The sequence below is a fragment of the Mycolicibacterium iranicum genome (assembly GCF_014190915.1).
Classification (GTDB): domain Bacteria; phylum Actinomycetota; class Actinomycetes; order Mycobacteriales; family Mycobacteriaceae; genus Mycobacterium; species Mycobacterium iranicum_B.
In genome coordinates this window covers 228,435-244,995 of record NZ_JACHVU010000003.1, presented here as the reverse complement: position 1 = coordinate 244,995, position 16,561 = coordinate 228,435, and the positions used below count along the sequence as shown (strand labels likewise).

The following is a 16,561-nucleotide window of genomic DNA, read 5'->3' as shown; positions in this document are numbered from 1 at the left end:
CGTCACCGTCATTTACGCGCCGGCGCGCGTGCGCCGCAGCAAACGCTCAGGGCAGCGCGTGTACCAGTCGTTCCACCGAGACCCGGGGACCGGTGAAGAAGGGCGTCTCCTCGCGGACGTGGCGCCGGGCATCGGTGGCGCGCAGGTCGCGCATCAGATCGACGATCCGGTGCAGTTCCGGAGCCTCGAACGCCAGCAGCCACTCGTAGTCGCCCAGCGCGAACGCGGGAACGGTGTTGGCACGCACATCCTTGTAGCCGCGCGCGGCCATGCCGTGCTCGGCCAGCATCTGCCGGCGCTCCTCGTCGGGCAGCAGGTACCACTCCAGGGACCGGACGAACGGGTACACGCAGATGTAGGCGCCCGGTTCCTCCCCCGCGAGGAAGGCCGGGATGTGGCTCTTGTTGAACTCGGCGGGACGGTGCAGGGCCACATTGCTCCACACCGGGGTCGACGCCCGACCGAGCGCGGTGGTGCGCCGGAAGTCCGAATACGTGGCCTGCAGCGCCTCGACGTTCTCGGCGTGCGTCCACATCATGAAGTCCGCATCGGCCCGCATCCCGGCGACGTCGTAGAGACCACGCACGACGACGCCCTTGTCCTCCTGCTGCTTGAGAAACGTCGCGGTGTCGTCGGCGAGCGTGGCGCGCGCCTCGTCCTCGGACGGCAGCGCACCCGGCGTCACGGCGAAGACCGAGAACATCAGGTAGCGGATCGTGGAGTTCAGTTCGTCGAAATCGAGCTTGGCCATGCGTTCATGGTGCCATCCGGGATCCCGGTGCCACGCACGCCCGAGGCCGGAGGTCTACCCGACGACCAGCGCCGCCACCGCCCTCGTCGCCGAGGCGATACAGGCGGGGACCCCGATGCCGTCCAGGTAGGCACCGGCCACGGCCAGGCCCTGCGGAAGACCGCCGCGCACCTGCGCGGCGATCGCGGCGTGCCCGGGTCCGTACTGCGGCATCGCGTCGATCCATCGGGCCACCCTGGTGTCGACGGGCTCGGTCGGGATCCCGAACAGGGTGTCCAGGTCCTCGGCCGCCCAGGTGAGCAACTCCTCGTCACCGGTGTTGCGCGCCAGATCGTCGCCGAACCGTCCGTACGACATCCGCACCATCTCCACGCTGCCGCGGCGACCCCACTTGCGTGAGGACAACGTGACCGCCTTGGTGCGCAACCGGCCCCTGCCCGCGACCAGCACCCCCGACTGGTCGGGTAGCGGCGTGCCCCCGGGCAGCGCCAGGGCGACCACCGCGGCCGACGCCACCGGGATCGTGCGCGCCGCCGCGGCGGAGTCCGGCGCGACGTCGGCGATCAGAGCGGGCAGGCGCGGAGCCGGGACCGCCAGGACGACGGCATCGGCGGCCCACCGGCCGCCTTCGTCGTCGACCACGTCCCATCCCCCGGATGCGCGCTGGACGCCACGCACCGCGACCTGGGCCCACTGCAGCCCGGAACGTCGTACGAGTTCGTCCAGCAGCACCTGATAGCCGCCGTCGATGGCGCCGAACACCGAACCGGCGCGAGGGGGCGGCAGCGCCGCCGCGACCGCCTCGGTCAGACTGCGCGCGCCTCCGTCCAGCGCCGCGGCCACCGTCGGCGCCGCCGCGCGGAGGCCGATCGTCGCCGCCGATCCGGCGTAGACACCCGCCAGCAGCGGATCGACCGACCGCACCACGACCTGTTCGCCGAACCGGTCGCCGACCAGCTCGGCGACGGAGGGGTCGGCACCGGGGCGCCAGGGCAGGGCGCGGCGGGGCTCGTCGAGCATGCGGCGGATCGTCGCGTCGTCGACCAGACCGGTGAGCGCCGAGGGACGCGACGGGATCCCGTTGACCGTGTCCTTGGGGAGTTCATGCAGACGGCCCTCGCTGTAGATCAGCGGCCGCACGCCGGTGGTGGTGATCTGTCGGCCCGACAGCCCGAGCTCCCCCAGCAGCGCGGGCACCTCGGGCCTGCGGGCCACGAAGGCCTCCGCCCCCACGTCGAGGGGCTGGCCCCCGATCCGTTCGGTGCGCAGCACGCCGCCGAGGCGGTCGGCGGGGTCGAGGAGCGTGATCTCGGCGTCCGGGCCCGCCGCCACGCGGAGCCGGTAGGCCGCGACGAGGCCGGAAATACCGCCGCCGACAACGCAATAGCGCGCGCGGTGGGCCGGGCTCACAGCTCGTGCACCAAGGCGACGGCGTCGGTGATGATGTCGGGGTCGGTGGCCGGCAGCACCCCGTGGCCGAGATTGAACACGTGCCCGGCCACCCCGGCGTCGACCGCGCGCCTGCCGTCTTCCACCACGGCCCGCACCGCGCGCTCGACCACGTGCCAGCCGGCGAGCAGGACCACCGGGTCGAGGTTGCCCTGCAGGGCGCTGCCGCGCTGGACCCGTGCCGCGGCGTCGGTGAGCGAGGTGCGCCAGTCCACCCCGACGACGGCGGGCACGCCGTGCCCGGTGACGGCCTCCGACATCGCGCCGAGGAGTTCGGCGGTGCCGACGCCGAAGTGGGTCATCGGCACACCGAACCCGGCGAGCGCCTCGAAGACGCGGGCGCTGTGCGGCAACACGTAGCTGCGGTAGTCGGCCAGGGAGAGGGTCCCCGCCCACGAGTCGAACACCTGGATCGCGTCCACCCCGGCCTCCACCTGCGTGCGCAGGAACGCGATCGTCACATCGGTCAGCGCGGTCATCAGCGCATGCCAGGTCGGGGTCTCCCCCAGCATCATCGCCTTGGTGCGTTCGTGATTGCGGCTGGGGCCGCCCTCGACCAGGTACGACGCCAGGGTGAACGGCGCGCCGGCGAAGCCGATCAGCGGGACGTCCCCCAGCGCCGAGGTCAGTGCCCCGATCGCGGCGGCCACCGCGCTCACCTGTTCGGGTTCCAGCGGCCGGACGGACGCGACGTCACCGGCCGTGCGGATCGGGTTGGCGATCACCGGCCCCACGTCGGGGACGATGTCGAGGTCGATGCCCGCCGCCCGCAGCGGCACGACGATGTCGGAGAACAGGATCGCCGCATCGACGCCGTGCCTGCGTACCGGCTGCAGCGTGATCTCGGTGATCAGCTCGGCGTCGAAACAGGCCTGCATCATCGTGTTCTTGGCCCGTAGCTGCCGGTATTCGGGCAGCGACCGACCTGCCTGCCGCATCATCCAGACCGGCACGCGGGCCGGCTTGCGGCCGGCGACGGCGGCCAGGTACGGGGATTCGGGCAGCTCGCGGCGCGTGTTCATCGCCCACCATGCTGCCATGCCCGGTTGCGTCCGAATCGGCGCGCCATGAGCACAGACCTGGCCAAATGGTCTAGCGTCAAACGCCGTGACCACCGCCGAACCGGCTCAGTTCCGCGAAGCGGTGGCGGCGATGAATGCCACCACCGTTCGTCCGGAGATCGAGCTGGGCCCGATCCGGCCGCCGCAGCGGCTGGCGCCGTACAGCTATGCGCTCGGCGCCGAGGTCAAGCATGCCGAAACCCCGGTGATCCCCGAGCGTTCCGAAGGCGACGCGTTCGGCCGGCTCATCCTGCTGCACGACCCTGAGGGCGCCGAGGCCTGGGACGGGACCATGCGTCTGGTGGCCTACATCCAGGCCGACCTGGATTCGACCGAGGCCGTCGATCCGCTCCTGCCCGAGGTGGCGTGGAGCTGGCTCGTCGACGCCCTCGACCAGCGCGCCGAGCACGTCACCGCGCTCGGGGGTACCGTCACCGCCACCACGTCGGTGCGCTACGGCGACATCTCCGGGCCTCCCCGCGCACACCAGCTCGAGCTGCGTGCGTCCTGGACGGCCACGACACTGGAGCTCGGGCCGCACGTGGAGGCGTTCTGTGAGGTGCTCGAACACGCCGCGGGGCTGCCGCCCGCCGGGGTGACCGACCTGAACTCACGCACGCGCGCCTGACCCCTATGTCAGACACCGAGATCACGGGCCCCTCCGCGGACCCGGAAGAGTTCGAAGAGGCCGCAGCGACCGCCGAACCGGAACCCGAGGCCGAACCCCTCCTGGCGCCCCGCGACGGCGTGCCCGACGTTTCGGCCAGCCGAGACGAGATCCGAAGGGCCGCAGATCTTCTGGCTTCCGGACACGGCCCTTTCGCGGTGGACGCCGAACGCGCCTCGGGGTTCCGCTACTCCAACCGGGCCTACCTCGTGCAGATCCGCCGGGCCGGCGCCGGGACCGTGCTCATCGACCCGGTCAGCCACGGCGGCGACGCCCTGCAGGTGCTGGGTCCGGTCGCCGAGGTGCTCGCGAGCGACGAATGGGTGCTGCACGCCGCCGACCAGGACCTGCCCTGCCTCGCTGAGATCGGTATGCGCCCGCCCGCGCTGTACGACACCGAGCTCGCGGGTCGTCTCGCCAACTACGACCGGGTCAACCTCGCGGCGATGGTGCAGCGGCTGCTCGGTCTGCAGTTGACCAAGGGCCACGGAGCCGCGGACTGGTCCAAGCGTCCGCTGCCTGCCGAGTGGCTCAACTATGCCGCCCTCGACGTCGAGGTGCTCATCGATCTGCGCGACGCGGTCGCCGCCGTGCTCGACGAGCAGGGCAAGACGGAGTGGGCCCGGCAGGAGTTCGAGTACCTGCGCACGCTGGAGGCCACGCCGACCCGGCGCGACCGGTGGCGGCGCACGTCGGGCATCCACAAGGTGCGCGACCCCAGGACGCTCGCGGCGGTCCGCGAACTGTGGACCACCCGCGACCAGATCGCCCGCCGGCGTGACATCGCCCCCGGGCGCATCCTGCCCGACAGCGCGATCATCGCCGCCGCGACCACCAACCCCGATACCGTCGAAAAGCTCACGGCGTTACCCATTTTCGGCGGCTCCAAGCAGCGCCGCAGCGCACAGGTGTGGCTCGACGCCCTCGCCCGGGCCCGGATCGGCGAGGCGCCCGACGCCCAGGAACCGTCCAACGGGCCGCCGCCCGCGTCGCGCTGGGCGCGCCGCAAACCCGAGGCGGCGGTACGCCTGGAGGCCGCGCGGGCCGAACTCACCTCGCTGGCCCAGCAGATCGAGGTTCCCGTCGAGAACCTCCTGGCGCCCGAGACCGTGCGCCGGCTGTGCTGGGACTGGCAGAACACCGACGACCCGGCCGCCGCCGTGGACGCTTTCCTGCGCGAGTCCACCGCGCGGCAGTGGCAGCGGGAGCTGACCGTACCCGTGCTGGCGCGGGCCCTGACTACCGCTGCGCAGTAACCCGGTCGACGTGCTCGACGAAGTGCCGCCACACCGCGTCGGGCGCCTCCAACTGGGGCCAGTGGCCGATGTCGTCGAGCATCACCACGTCCGCGCCGGCGATCACTTCGGCGTAGCGGCGGGCCATGTGGGCACCGGAGTTCGGATCGAGGGCGCCGTCGATGAGCCGCATGGGCACCGTCGTCTCCCTCATCGCACGGACCCACCGGTTGCGGTGCCGGTAACGGTCCTCGATGAAGCGACCGACCTTGTGCAGCACCCGCTTTCCGTCGTTGTGCTCCAGGATCTGGTGGAAGAGGTCCATCATGCGCCTACCCGGTTTCGTGTCCGGGCCGAACATCTCGTCGATCGTCGACTCCAGCAGCCGCCGTGACAGCGGACTGCCCTGCAGCGGACTCATGATGTCGCCCAACGGCGTTCGCGACATCAGCTTCTGCATCAGCCGCGGCGTGTAGGCCTCGTTGAACAGGCCCCCGTTGAGCCAGGTGACCGACTCCAGAGACAGCGCACCGTAGGACTGTTCGCCCCGGTGACAGCGCGCCAGCAGTTCCTGGCCGACGGAGTCGCCGAGGTCGTGGGCCAGGACGTGCGCCGACTCGACGCCGAGGTGTGCAAGCAGCGCCTCGTGCATGTCCGCGTGGTCGGCGACCGAGTAGCCGTACGCCGACGGCTTGGCCGAGAACCCCATGCCCATCATGTCCGGTGCGACGACGGTGAACCGTGCGGTGAGCCGATCCCACAGCGGCTCCCAGTCCCACGTGTTGAACGGATACCCGTGGATCAGCAGCAGATTCGGGCCGTGGCCCTCGTGCCGGAAGAAGATGTCGAATCCGAGGTAGTCGAAGTACTGCCCGGCGTCGCGCCACTGTTCGAGTTCAGCGTCCACACCGATGACCCTAACCCTCGTCTCGGCCGGACTCCGGCTCGGCGATCAGGCCAGGATACGGGCCAGGAAAGCGGTCGAATCGGGGATGGACTCCAGCACGGCGCCGCTGTGGTCGGCATCCGGATACACCTTGAGCGTCACGTCCTGACCGTCGGCCCGCAGTTGCTCGGCGAATCTCAGGGTGAGATCGGGCGGCACATCCCGGTCCTGCATCCCCACCCCGAGGAAGAGAGGCCGGTCATAGCCGTCGGTTGGCAGCCCCATGAAGTCGTCGATCGCGTCCGCCGATCGGGGAATCGACGCGATCGGCGCCGAGAAGAAGCCGGGCACCGTCGTATCGGCGAGCGCCTCGGCCAGTTCGGCGACACACGCCGTTTCGGCCTGCTCGGCGGCGGCGAGCCCGGCGGGGGTCAGGACGGAGTCGAGGTTCAGATCGGGCCGCGCCTCACGCAGTGCGGCGACGATGTAGGCGGTGTAGACGCCGGCCATCGGGCCGAGTTCCGGCGGTACCGCCATGTCCGGACCCGCCTGCTTCACAATGGATTCCACCCCGGCGGGCGTACCGGTGGCGACCACACCGCGATAGTCCAGGCCTGACCCCGCGCTGAACTCGCTCGCCCACCGCGCCGTGGCGACCGCGGCGCCCCCGCCCTGCGATTGGCCGACGACGGCCCACGCCGGGGAGAGGTCGAGATCCATGTCGTGCGCGGCGACCACCGAGTCCACGACACCGCGGGCGGTGGTGACGCTGTTGAGGTAGCTCATCAGACCCGGGGTGCCGAGGCCGGCGTAGTCGCTGCCGACCACGGCGTACCCCTGATCCAACCAGTGCGAGAGGTATGCGTCGTCTCGTCCGCTGCGCGACAGCGCCGACGGGGTGCAGTCGTCGCCCAGGCCGACGGTTCCGTGCGCCCATGCCACGACGGGCCAACCAGAGCGCGGCGCAGGGGTTTTCGGGGTGAAGACCACCGCGGTGCTGACCGCGGGACGCTCATGCTGGTCGATCGTCGAGTACAGGATGCGATACGCGGCACCGGCGCCCGGCACCGACAGCTCGGGATCGAGGGTCACCGATTCGATGAGCGTGCCCGGAGCCGGGATGGCCCCGTCGAACGAGCGCGCATCCAACCCTGACCACAGCGGGCCGCCCGCCTCGACAGGGCGCGCACAACCGACGAGCAGCGCAGCCGACAGCAGCAAGGCGGCCAGTGTGCGGACCGCGCCGGAGCGTCTCACCGTCAGTCGATGCGTTCGCTGACTTCCCGATCCCCGGCGGAGGCTCCCAGAGCGGCCACCCAGCCGGTGATCTGGCGGGCGATGCTCTGCTCGGTCAACCCGACGGACTTGAGCACCTCACCTCGCGAGGCATGGGCGAAGAACTCCTGGGGCAGCGCAGCGTCACGGCACGGCACATCGATCTCGGCGCGGCGCAGCGCCGCCGACACCGCCGACCCGACACCGCCGTGGCCACCGTTGTCCTCCAGCGTCACCACGAGCTTGTGCGAGGCGGCCAGCTCGTTGATCGTCGCGGGCACCGGAAGCACCCACCGCGGGTCGACGACCGTCACGCCGATGCCCTGGTCGCGCAGGCGCTCGGCGACCGCGATCGCCATGCCCGCGAACGGCCCTACCGCGACGATGAGAACGTCCTGGGAGAGCTCGTCGACCGGACGTGCGAGCACGTCGACGCCGTCGCGCCGCTCGATCGCCGGAATGTCTTCTCCGACATCGCCTTTGGGGAACCGGATGGCCGTCGGGCCGTCCTTGACGTCGACGGCTTCGGACAGCTCTTCGCGCAGTCGTGCGCCGTCCCGGGGTGCGGCGACCCGGATGCCGGGCACGATCCCGAGGATCGACAGGTCCCACATGCCGTTGTGGCTGGCACCGTCGGGGCCGGTGATGCCCGACCTGTCCAGCACCAGGGTCACCGGGAGCTGGTGCAGGGCCACGTCCATCAGCAGCTGATCGAACGCGCGATTGAGGAAGGTCGAGTAGACCGCCACGACGGGATGCATGCCGCCCATGGCCAGCCCCGCAGCCGACGTCATCGCATGCTGCTCGGCGATGCCGACGTCGAAGAAACGATCGGGGAAGCGGTCCCGGAACGCGCTGAGCCCGGTAGGTCCCGGCATGGCCGCGGTGATCCCGACGATGTCGCGTCGCTTGGCCGCCAGCCGGATCAGCGTCTCGGAGAACGCCGCCGTCCAGCCCGGGCCGGGCACCGTCGTGGCCAGACCGGTCTCCGGGTCGATGACCCCGCAGGCGTGCATCTGGTCGTCGGCGTCGTTCTCGGCCGGCGCATAGCCCATGCCCTTGCGGGTCACGACGTGGACCACGACGGGCGCGTTGAACGTGCGGGCGTGGCGCAGCGCGCTCTCCACGGCGGCCTCGTCATGACCGTCGATCGGGCCGACGTACTTCAGGCCGAGGTCGGTGAACATGACCTGCGGCGAGAGTGCGTCCTTGATCCCGGCCTTGATGCTGTGCATGCACTGGTAGCAGAACTCGCCGATCACCGGCACGCCACGCACGGCCTTGCGGCCCTCTTCGAGCACGCGCTCGTAGCCGGGCTGCAGGCGCAGCGCGGCGAGGTGCTCGGCCAGGCCGCCGATCGTCGGGGCGTAGCTGCGGCCGTTGTCGTTGACGACGATCACGACGGGGCGCCGGGACGCGGCGATGTTGTTCAGCGCCTCCCAGCACATGCCGCCGGTCAACGCGCCGTCACCGACGACAGCCACCACGTGCCGGTTGCGGTGCCCGTTGAGCTCGAAGGCTTTGGCGAGACCGTCCGCGTAGGACAGCGCCGAGCTGGCATGGCTCGACTCGACCCAGTCGTGTTCGCTCTCGGTGCGCGACGGATAGCCCGACAGGCCGTCCTTCTTACGCAACGTGTCGAAGTCCTGGCAACGGCCCGTGAGCATCTTGTGCACGTAGGCCTGGTGCCCGGTGTCGAACAGGATCGGGTCGTGGGGCGAGTCGAAGACGCGGTGCAGCGCCAGCGTCAGTTCCACGACACCGAGATTGGGTCCCAGGTGCCCACCTGTCGCCGCGACCTTGTGGATCAGGAAGTCCCTGATCTCTCGGGCCAGCTCGTCGAGCTGAGCCCGAGACAGGCGCTGCAGATCAGCGGGACCGCGGATCTGTTCAAGCATCAGCCCAGTCTACGCACGGACGTCAGGCCGGGTCCTGTCGAGCCTGGTAGACGTCGGGCACACCGTCGGCGTCCGCATCGACGGTCTCTTCCTGACAAATGCGCCGGTAGGCAGCGTTTCTGGAGAGCAGCAGGACCACCGCGAGCACCGCGGACAGCAGTGACCCGGCCAACACGCCAACCTTTACGAAATCGTCACGTTCTGACCCGAGACCGTAGGCGAGATCGCCGATCAGCAGCGACACCGTGAAACCGATGCCGGCCAGCATCGACACCCCGAGGACGTCGACCCACCGCAGCGAGCTGTCGAGATTCGCGCGGGTCACCGCGGCCAGCACCCGCGTTGTGAGGAAGATCCCGATCGGCTTGCCCGCGACCAGCCCCAGCACGATGCCCAGGGTGATCGGATCGCGCAACGCGTGGCCGAGCCCGTCCGCCCCGCCAACGCTGACTCCGGCGGCAAAGAACGCGAACACCGGTATCGCGACACCGGCCGAAATCGGGCGCAGCCGGTGTTCGAAGTGCTCGGCCATCCCCGCCTCCAGCTCCCGGCCGCCGCGGACGGCCGAGCGGCGCACCGGCACCAGGAAACCGAGCAGGACGCCCGCGACGGTCGCGTGCACGCCCGACTCGTGCATCAGCACCCAGGTTGCGATCGCCAGCGGCGCCAGCACCCACCACGCCTGCACCCCGCGCTGCACGCACAGCCCGAACAGCAGCAGCGGCACCGCGGTCAGCGCCAGGGCGGCCAGGTTCATGTCGTCGGTGTAGAACACCGCGATGACGGTGATCGCCAGCAGGTCGTCGACGACCGCGAGCGTCAGCAGGAAGGTGCGCAGTGCCGAGGGCAGGTGCGTGGAGATGACGGCCAGCACGGCGACCGCGAAGGCGATGTCGGTCGCGGTCGGGATCGCCCAGCCCCGCAGCGCGCCGTCGCCGGTGTTCAGATTGACCAGCACGAAGATCAGCGAGGGCACCACCATGCCGCCGACCGCGGCGGCGATGGGAAGCGCCGCACGGCGCGGGTCCCGCAGATCGCCGGCCACGAACTCGCGTTTCAACTCCAGGCCCACCACGAGGAAGAAGATCGCCAGCAGGCCGTCGGCCGCCCACTCCCCGATGCTCAGGTCGAGGTGCAGCCCCAGCCACCGGCCGCCCAGCACCGCGTCGCGCAGGCCGAAATAGCCCTCGGCCCACGGGGAGTTGGCCCAGATCAGTGCGGTGGCCGCGGCGACCAGCAGGATGACGCCGCCGACGGTCTCCTTGCGCAGGATCTCGCTGACCCTGCTCGTCTCCGACCAGGAGCCCCGCGAGAAAAGCGGGGTGCGGCGGCGGCGGTTACTGGGATCGGATGTCACGGCCTGCCTCGGGTAGACGTCATTGCGTTATCGCCGACCAGACTTCCCGGCACACCTGGCAGTCATCCTAGGTGCTGCCCGGCGGTCGCTGCAGCACGGCCAGGCATTCCACGTGATGGGTGAGGGGAAACGAATCGTAGACCGCGACGTGCTCCACCTGATATCCCCGGTCCCGGTACAGACCGACGTCGCGCGCGAAAGATGCCGCCTCGCAACCGATGTGGATGATCCTGGGAACCTCGGCGGCGGCCAGCAGGTCGATCACCTCGCGCCCGGCCCCGGCCCGGGGCGGATCCAGGACGGCGACGTCGGCACGGCGGCGCTGCCCGGCCAGTGCGCGCCGCACCGAATCCGTCACCACCGAGACGTTGCCGAGGTCGGCCAGCGCCGCTCGCGCCGCCCGCGACGCGCCACGGGACGTGTCGACCGTCAGGACGCTGCCGTGCTCACCCACGCCCTCGGCCAATGCAGCGGCGAAGACCCCCGCACCGCCGTACAGATCCCAGGCCGACATGCCCGGCTCCAGCCGCGCCCACTCGGCGACGAGAGCGCTGTAGAGCGCCGGTGCGTCGCGGTGGGCCTGCCAGAACGCCGTGGCCGGAACGCGCCAACTGCGGGCGCCGACCCGCTGCGTGGTCTCGTAGTCGCCCTCGACGACTCGCGTCCGATTGCCGCCTCCGGCGGCGGAAGTCCGATTGCCGCCTCCGGCGGCGGAAGTCCGATTGCCGCCTCCGGCGGCGGAAGTCCGATTGCCGCCCTTCTCCCCCTTCTCCCCCTTCGCCCCCGCCACCGCGATGTGGCGCCGTCCGTCGTCGTCGAGCACGACATGGATCTCCGATTCGGCCGGCCACTCAGCCTCGGCCACGCCGTCGAGCATCCCCGCGGGCAACTGCGCGCAGTCGAGACGGTGCACCAGTTCGGCGCTGTGGTAGCGGTGAAAGCCGGCACGGCCATCGGCGGACGCCGCGAGCCGCACCCTGGTCCGCCAGCCCGTCGCACCCTGGTCGCCGACCGGCTCGGCGGTGGCCTCCGACTCGTCACGCCAGTGGTAATTCCCTACGCGGGCAAGCTGATTGGCGACCACCGCACCCTTGATCCGGCGGACGGCCGACGGCTCGGCGAACGCCAGGTCGCAGCAGCCTGCGCCGTCTGGGCCCGCGATCGGGCACAGCGGGTCGATCCGGCCGTCCGCCGCGTCGAGCACCTCGACCACCTCGGCGTTCCAATAGGAGCCGCGGTCGCCGACCAGGCGGGCCCGCACCGTCTCGCCGGGTAAGGCGTAGCGGACGAACACGACCCTGCCCTCGTGGCGGGCGATGCAGCTGCCCCCGTTGGCCGGCGCGACCGTGGTGAGGGTCAGTTCGTCGGCGGGGCTCATTCCAGGAACCCCTTGCGCGCGTCGCCCGGCGCGGACTGCGGCGCCAGTTTCCTGAGGCGTTCCGACGACGACAGCTGCCACGGCACCGACGTCACCATCACGTTCGGTTCGAACAGCAGCCGTCCCTTCAGCCGCAGCGCGCTCTGGTTGTGCAGCACCTGCTCCCACCAGTGCCCCACGACGTACTCGGGGATGAACACGGTCACCACCGTGCGCGGCGAGTCCTTGCTGACGCGTTTGACGTAATCGAGCACGGGCCTGGTGATCTCCCGGTACGGCGAGGCGATCACCTTCAGCGGCACGCTGATGTCGCTGTGCTCCCACTTGTGCACCAGCTGCCGGGTCTCGGCGTCGTCGACGCTGACCGTGACCGCCTCCAGCAGGTCGGGACGGGTGGCCCGCGCGTACGCCAGCGCGCGCATCGTCGGCATGTGCAGGTTCGACACCAGCACGATGGCGTGGTTGCGGCTGGGCAGCACGATGTCCTCGGTCTCGGCCGCGCGTGCCTCCAGCTCGCGGCTCACCGACGCATAGTGGCGGTGGATCAGCTTCATGATCCCGAACAGCGCCGCCATCGCCAGGATCGCGATCCACGCACCGACCATGAACTTCGTGACGACCACGATGACCAGGACCGTTCCGGTGCAGACGAATCCGATGGTGTTGATCACCCGCGCCCGCATCATCCGGCCGCGCGCCGCGACGTCGGTCTCAGTGCGCAGCAGACGCGTCCAGTGCCGGACCATGCCGATCTGGCTCAGCGTGAACGACACGAACACCCCGACGATGTAGAGCTGGATGAGCGCGGTCACCTCGGCCTGGAACGCCACGACGAACGCGATGGCGCCGAAGGCCAGGAACAGGATGCCGTTCGAGAACGCCAGCCGGTCCCCCCGGGTGTGCAACTGGCGCGGAAGGAAACGGTCCTGCGCCAGAATCGATCCCAGCACCGGGAAGCCGTTGAACGCGGTATTGGCCGCCAGGACCAGGATGAGCGCGGTGACCAGCGCGATGAGGAACAGACCCAGCGGGAAGTCGTGGAACACCGCGTCCGCGAGCTGGGCGATCAGCGTCCGCTGGTGGTAGTCGACCGGGGCCCCGACGAGCTGTTCGTTCGGACGTTCGGCGATCTGCACGCCGGTCGCCTGGGCCAGCATGATGATTCCCATGAACAACGTGATCGAGATACCGCCGAGCAGCAGCAGGGTGGTCGCGGCGTTGCGCGACTTAGGTTTACGGAACGCGGGCACCCCGTTGCTGATCGCCTCGACACCGGTGAGCGCCGCACTTCCCGACGAGAACGCCCGGGCGACCAGGAACACCAACGCGAAACCGAGGATGTCGCCGTGCTCGGAGTGCATCTCGAAATCCGCCGACTCGGCCTTCAACGGCGTTCCCAGGACATAGATCTGGAAGAACCCCCAGCCGAGCATCACGACCATCCCGATCATGAACGCATACGTCGGGATCGCGAACGCCGTTCCGGACTCCCGGATCCCGCGCAGGTTCAGCGAGGCCAGCAGCAGGATCGCGACCACCGCGAACCACACCTTGTGCTGGTTGATGAACGGCACCGCCGACCCGATGTTCGACATCGCCGAGGACATCGACACCGCGACGGTCAACACGTAGTCGACGAGCAGCGCGCTGGCGACCGTCAGGCCCGCGGTCGGGCCCAGGTTCGTCGTCACGACCTCGTAGTCGCCACCGCCCGACGGATAGGCGTGCACGTTCTGCCGGTAGCTGGCGATCACGATCAGCATGACCGCCGCCACGGCGAGGCCGATCCAGGGCGCCATCGAATAGGCGGTGAGCCCGGCGACCGACAGCACGAGGAAGATCTCTTCCGGGGCGTATGCGGTCGAGGAGAGGGCATCTGAGGCGAAGACCGGCAGCGCTATCCGCTTGGGGAGCAGCGTGTGCGACAGCTTGTCGCTACGGAACGGCCGGCCCAGCACCAACCGCCGTGCGACGGTCGAAAGCTTGGACACGACTGCCAAGGGTAAGCCCGAAGGCCGATGGCCGTCGGGAAGCGGTAGCGTTCCGGGTGCACGGGTTTTGCAGCAGCCTCGGCGGGGAAAGGACCCTCAGGTGCGCGTAGTGGTGATGGGGTGCGGCCGCGTGGGCGCATCCCTGTCGGACAGCCTCGCCAGGATCGGCCACGACGTCGCCGTCATCGACCGCGACGGCACCGCCTTCCACCGGCTCTCTGCCGACTTCCCGGGGGAACGCGTGCTGGGCATGGGCTTCGACCGTGACGTGCTGATCCGCGCCGGCATCGAGGGCGCGTCGGCGTTCGCGGCGGTCTCCTCGGGCGACAACTCGAACATCATCTCGGCCCGGGTGGCCCGCGAGACCTTCGGCGTGCAACGCGTCGTGGCCCGCATCTACGACGCCAAACGCGCCGCGGTCTATGAGCGCCTGGGCATCCCGACCGTGGCCACGGTGCCGTGGACCACCGACCGGCTGCTCAACGTCCTCACGCGGGAGACCGAGACCACGAAGTGGCGGGACCCCACCGGCAATGTCGGCGTCACCGAGTTGGCGCTGCACGAGGATTGGGTGGGCCGGCGGCTCACCGAGCTGGAGAGTGCGACGGCGGGACGGGTGTCGTTCATGATCCGGTTCGGCGCCGGCCTGCTGCCGGATGCCAAGACGGTCATCCAGGCCGGCGATCAGGTGTATCTCGCCGCGATCTCCGGCCACATCGCCGAGGCGCTGGCGATCGCCGCGCTACCGCCGAGCGAAGACGCCGAGGGCTGAGCCATGGCACAGAGGCGAGGAGCGCTGCGATGAAGGTCGCGATTGCCGGGGCCGGGGCGGTGGGGCGTTCGATCGCCCGCGAGCTGGTCGACATGCACGAAGTGACGCTGCTGGAACGCAACCCCGACCACATCGACGTCGACGCGATCCCCGCCGCGCACTGGCGCCTCGGGGACGCCTGCGAGCTGAGCCTGCTGGAGTCGGTGAAGCTGCACGAGTTCGACGTCGTGATCGCCGCGACCGGCGACGACAAGTCCAACGTCGTGGTGAGCCTGCTCTCCAAGACCGAGTTCGCGGTGCCGAGGGTCGTCGCCCGTGTCAACGATCCCCGCAACGAGTGGCTGTTCGACGAGTCGTGGGGCGTCGACGTCGCGGTGTCCACGCCGCGCATGCTCGCCTCGCTCGTGGAGGAAGCGGTGTCGGTCGGTGATCTCGTCCGGCTGATGGAGTTCCGCAAGGGTCAGGCCAACCTGGTCGAGATCACCCTGCCCGACGACACCCCGTGGGGCGGCAAACCCGTCAAGCGTCTGGAACTCCCCCGGGACGCGACGCTGGTGACGATCCTGCGTGGCCCCCGGGTCATCGTCCCCGAGCGGGACGAACCCCTTGAGGGGGGCGACGAGCTGTTGTTCGTCACGGTGGCCGAGGCCGAGGACGAGCTGCGCGAACTGCTGCTGCATCCCCAGCAGCGCTGACGACGTCCTGCCTCGGTCCGTCTAGGTCGTCTTGCGCGCCGGGTCGTCGGTGTCGCTGACGGGGTCGGTGTCGCCGGCGGGGTCGGTCGGGGCGTCGGGAGCGTCGCTGAGCCCCGCCTCACGGACCGCCTTCTTGGCCTTCCTGATCGCCAGGTACGTCACCAGGGCGGCCACCGCGGTCAGTGGCCAGCCCATCGCGATACGGGCGACACCCAGCCAGCCTGTCTGGTCGGCGTCGTAGAGGTGGTGCTGGACGACGAAGCGTGCCGTGAACACCGCGACCCACACTAGCGTCGCCGCGTCGAAGGCGAGCACCGCCGCCCGCACCTCGCGCCACCGGCGGTCGTGGGTGTTGACCCACCCCCAGATATAGCCCACCAGCGGACGCCGGATCACGACCGACAGCGCGAACACCACCGCCCAGATCAGCGACGTCCAGATGCCGAGGAGGAAGTAGCCCTTGGACGCCCCGACGAGATAGGCGATGAGCGCGCTGATGCCGACGCCGAAGAACCCGGAGATGGCCGGCTGGGCCGTCTCACGCCGCGCCAGGCGCCATATCAGGATCAGCGTCGCCACGCCGAGCGCGGCGATGATGGCCGGCATCAGACCGAAGGCCGACGAGACCGGGACGAACACGAGGACCGGCAGCGACGAATAGATCAGGCCGCTGATACCGCCCATCTGTTCCAGCACGGCCGCGCCACGCGCCGGAGATGTCTGCGTGCCCGGATCGGTACCGGGGTCGCTCACTTCTGGATCTCGTAGTGGGGGTTGTAGATCGCCTTGCTGCCGTTGTCGAGCTTGCCGACGCGACCGTGCACCTTGAGGGTGCGCCCGGATTCGATCCCCGGGATGCGCCGCTGCCCCAGCCACACCAACATCACGGTGTCCGTGCCGTCGAACAACTCGGCCTTCACGCCGCCGGCGCAACTCTTGCCGTTGCACTCGACGCTGCGCAGGGTGCCGATCATGGTCACTTCCTGGCCGCGCTGACAGTCAATCGCCTTCTGCGCGCCGGTGTTAGCGGCTTCGTCGCTGAGCTCTTCGACGTCGAGTTGTTCCGGATCTTCGGTCAACCGCCGGGTGAGCCGTCGAAGATACCCCTCGGCCGTAGCCATGGCTTCTCCTGACCTTCTGCCAATC

General features: G+C 70.0%; 15 protein-coding genes. 4 read left to right on the top strand and 11 right to left on the bottom strand.

Translation table 11 applies throughout. The features are described from left to right. Positions 1–46: 46 nt before the first annotated feature. The 3 genes from hemQ to hemE are packed head-to-tail and all read right to left on the bottom strand — an operon-like array spanning position 47 to position 3,222. Positions 47–751 (bottom strand): hydrogen peroxide-dependent heme synthase, encoded by a 705-nt coding sequence (gene hemQ / locus FHR72_RS08405; RefSeq protein ID WP_183467488.1) that lies wholly within the window; start codon positions 749–751, stop codon positions 47–49. A 54-nt stretch (positions 752–805) separates the two neighbouring features. Then, a complete protein-coding gene (locus FHR72_RS08400) occupies positions 806–2,161 on the bottom strand; it encodes a protoporphyrinogen oxidase (protein WP_183467487.1) in 1,356 nt (451 codons plus the stop codon). Beyond that, complete coding sequence (gene hemE, locus FHR72_RS08395) at positions 2,158–3,222, bottom strand: uroporphyrinogen decarboxylase (RefSeq protein ID WP_183467847.1); 1,065 nt, start codon at positions 3,220–3,222, stop codon at positions 2,158–2,160. Before hemE ends, FHR72_RS08400 begins: the two co-directional genes overlap by 4 nt. An 85-nt stretch (positions 3,223–3,307) precedes the next feature. On the opposite strand from hemE, the gene FHR72_RS08390 reads away from it, so the two are divergent. Together FHR72_RS08390 and FHR72_RS08385 are read left to right on the top strand one after the other, a co-directional pair. Then, positions 3,308–3,889, top strand: coding sequence for a DUF3000 domain-containing protein (locus FHR72_RS08390; protein WP_183467486.1), 582 nt, complete (start codon positions 3,308–3,310; stop codon positions 3,887–3,889). Between the two features lie 5 nt (positions 3,890–3,894). Then, positions 3,895–5,184 (top strand): HRDC domain-containing protein, encoded by a 1,290-nt coding sequence (locus FHR72_RS08385; RefSeq protein ID WP_183467485.1) that lies wholly within the window; start codon positions 3,895–3,897, stop codon positions 5,182–5,184. Here FHR72_RS08385 and FHR72_RS08380 read toward each other — a convergent pair. From FHR72_RS08380 to FHR72_RS08355, 6 genes are all read right to left on the bottom strand, one after another. After that, entirely contained in the window at positions 5,168–6,070 is a 903-nt protein-coding gene (locus FHR72_RS08380) for an alpha/beta fold hydrolase (protein ID WP_183467484.1), read from the bottom strand. The genes FHR72_RS08385 and FHR72_RS08380 overlap by 17 nt on opposite strands. Before the next feature lie 45 nt (positions 6,071–6,115). Further along, on the bottom strand, positions 6,116–7,312 hold the full coding sequence (locus FHR72_RS08375) for an alpha/beta hydrolase family protein (protein WP_472670763.1): 1,197 nt from the start codon (positions 7,310–7,312) through the stop codon (positions 6,116–6,118). Further along, positions 7,309–9,222 carry a 1-deoxy-D-xylulose-5-phosphate synthase gene (gene dxs, locus FHR72_RS08370; RefSeq protein WP_183467482.1) on the bottom strand — a complete coding sequence of 638 codons (1,914 nt, stop codon included), beginning with the start codon at positions 9,220–9,222 and terminating at the stop codon, positions 7,309–7,311. The genes FHR72_RS08375 and dxs overlap by 4 nt, the downstream gene beginning before the upstream one ends. Positions 9,223–9,244: 22 nt before the next feature. Next, positions 9,245–10,579, bottom strand: a complete 1,335-nt coding sequence (nhaA, locus tag FHR72_RS08365; protein ID WP_183467481.1) for a Na+/H+ antiporter NhaA — start codon at positions 10,577–10,579, stop codon at positions 9,245–9,247. A gap of 67 nt (positions 10,580–10,646) precedes the next feature. Beyond that, entirely contained in the window at positions 10,647–11,957 is a 1,311-nt protein-coding gene (locus tag FHR72_RS08360; protein ID WP_183467480.1) for a class I SAM-dependent RNA methyltransferase, read from the bottom strand. After that, positions 11,954–13,948 carry an APC family permease gene (locus tag FHR72_RS08355; RefSeq protein ID WP_183467479.1) on the bottom strand — a complete coding sequence of 665 codons (1,995 nt, stop codon included), beginning with the start codon at positions 13,946–13,948 and terminating at the stop codon, positions 11,954–11,956. Before FHR72_RS08355 ends, FHR72_RS08360 begins: the two co-directional genes overlap by 4 nt. 100 nt (positions 13,949–14,048) lie before the next feature. Here FHR72_RS08355 and FHR72_RS08350 point away from each other — a divergent pair, with 100 nt between their 5' ends. After that, the gene (locus tag FHR72_RS08350) at positions 14,049–14,720 is read left to right on the top strand and encodes a potassium channel family protein (RefSeq protein WP_183467478.1); all 672 of its coding nucleotides are present in this window, start codon (positions 14,049–14,051) and stop codon (positions 14,718–14,720) included. 29 nt (positions 14,721–14,749) lie between these two features. Next, positions 14,750–15,415 (top strand): potassium channel family protein, encoded by a 666-nt coding sequence (locus FHR72_RS08345; RefSeq protein WP_183467477.1) that lies wholly within the window; start codon positions 14,750–14,752, stop codon positions 15,413–15,415. Between the two features lie 21 nt (positions 15,416–15,436). On the opposite strand, the gene FHR72_RS08340 is transcribed toward FHR72_RS08345, so the two are convergent. Together FHR72_RS08340 and FHR72_RS08335 are read right to left on the bottom strand one after the other, a co-directional pair. Then, on the bottom strand, positions 15,437–16,168 hold the full coding sequence (locus FHR72_RS08340) for a DUF3159 domain-containing protein (protein WP_311736090.1): 732 nt from the start codon (positions 16,166–16,168) through the stop codon (positions 15,437–15,439). Continuing rightward, on the bottom strand, positions 16,165–16,536 hold the full coding sequence (locus FHR72_RS08335; protein WP_183467476.1) for an OB-fold nucleic acid binding domain-containing protein: 372 nt from the start codon (positions 16,534–16,536) through the stop codon (positions 16,165–16,167). Before FHR72_RS08335 ends, FHR72_RS08340 begins: the two co-directional genes overlap by 4 nt. Between the last annotated feature and the right edge of the window lie 25 nt (positions 16,537–16,561).

What these genes read in the sequence shown, in the direction of transcription:
- hemQ (WP_183467488.1), bottom strand. Translation starts at nt 751, where the DNA reads ATGGCCAAGCTCGATTTCGACGAACTGAACTCCACGATCCGCTACCTG.
- hemE (WP_183467847.1), bottom strand. Translation starts at nt 3,222, where the DNA reads ATGAACACGCGCCGCGAGCTGCCCGAATCCCCGTACCTGGCCGCCGTC.
- FHR72_RS08385 (WP_183467485.1), top strand. Translation starts at nt 3,895, where the DNA reads ATGTCAGACACCGAGATCACGGGCCCCTCCGCGGACCCGGAAGAGTTC.
- dxs (WP_183467482.1), bottom strand. Translation starts at nt 9,222, where the DNA reads ATGCTTGAACAGATCCGCGGTCCCGCTGATCTGCAGCGCCTGTCTCGG.
- FHR72_RS08360 (WP_183467480.1), bottom strand. Translation starts at nt 11,957, where the DNA reads ATGAGCCCCGCCGACGAACTGACCCTCACCACGGTCGCGCCGGCCAAC.
- FHR72_RS08345 (WP_183467477.1), top strand. Translation starts at nt 14,750, where the DNA reads ATGAAGGTCGCGATTGCCGGGGCCGGGGCGGTGGGGCGTTCGATCGCC.
- FHR72_RS08335 (WP_183467476.1), bottom strand. Translation starts at nt 16,536, where the DNA reads ATGGCTACGGCCGAGGGGTATCTTCGACGGCTCACCCGGCGGTTGACC.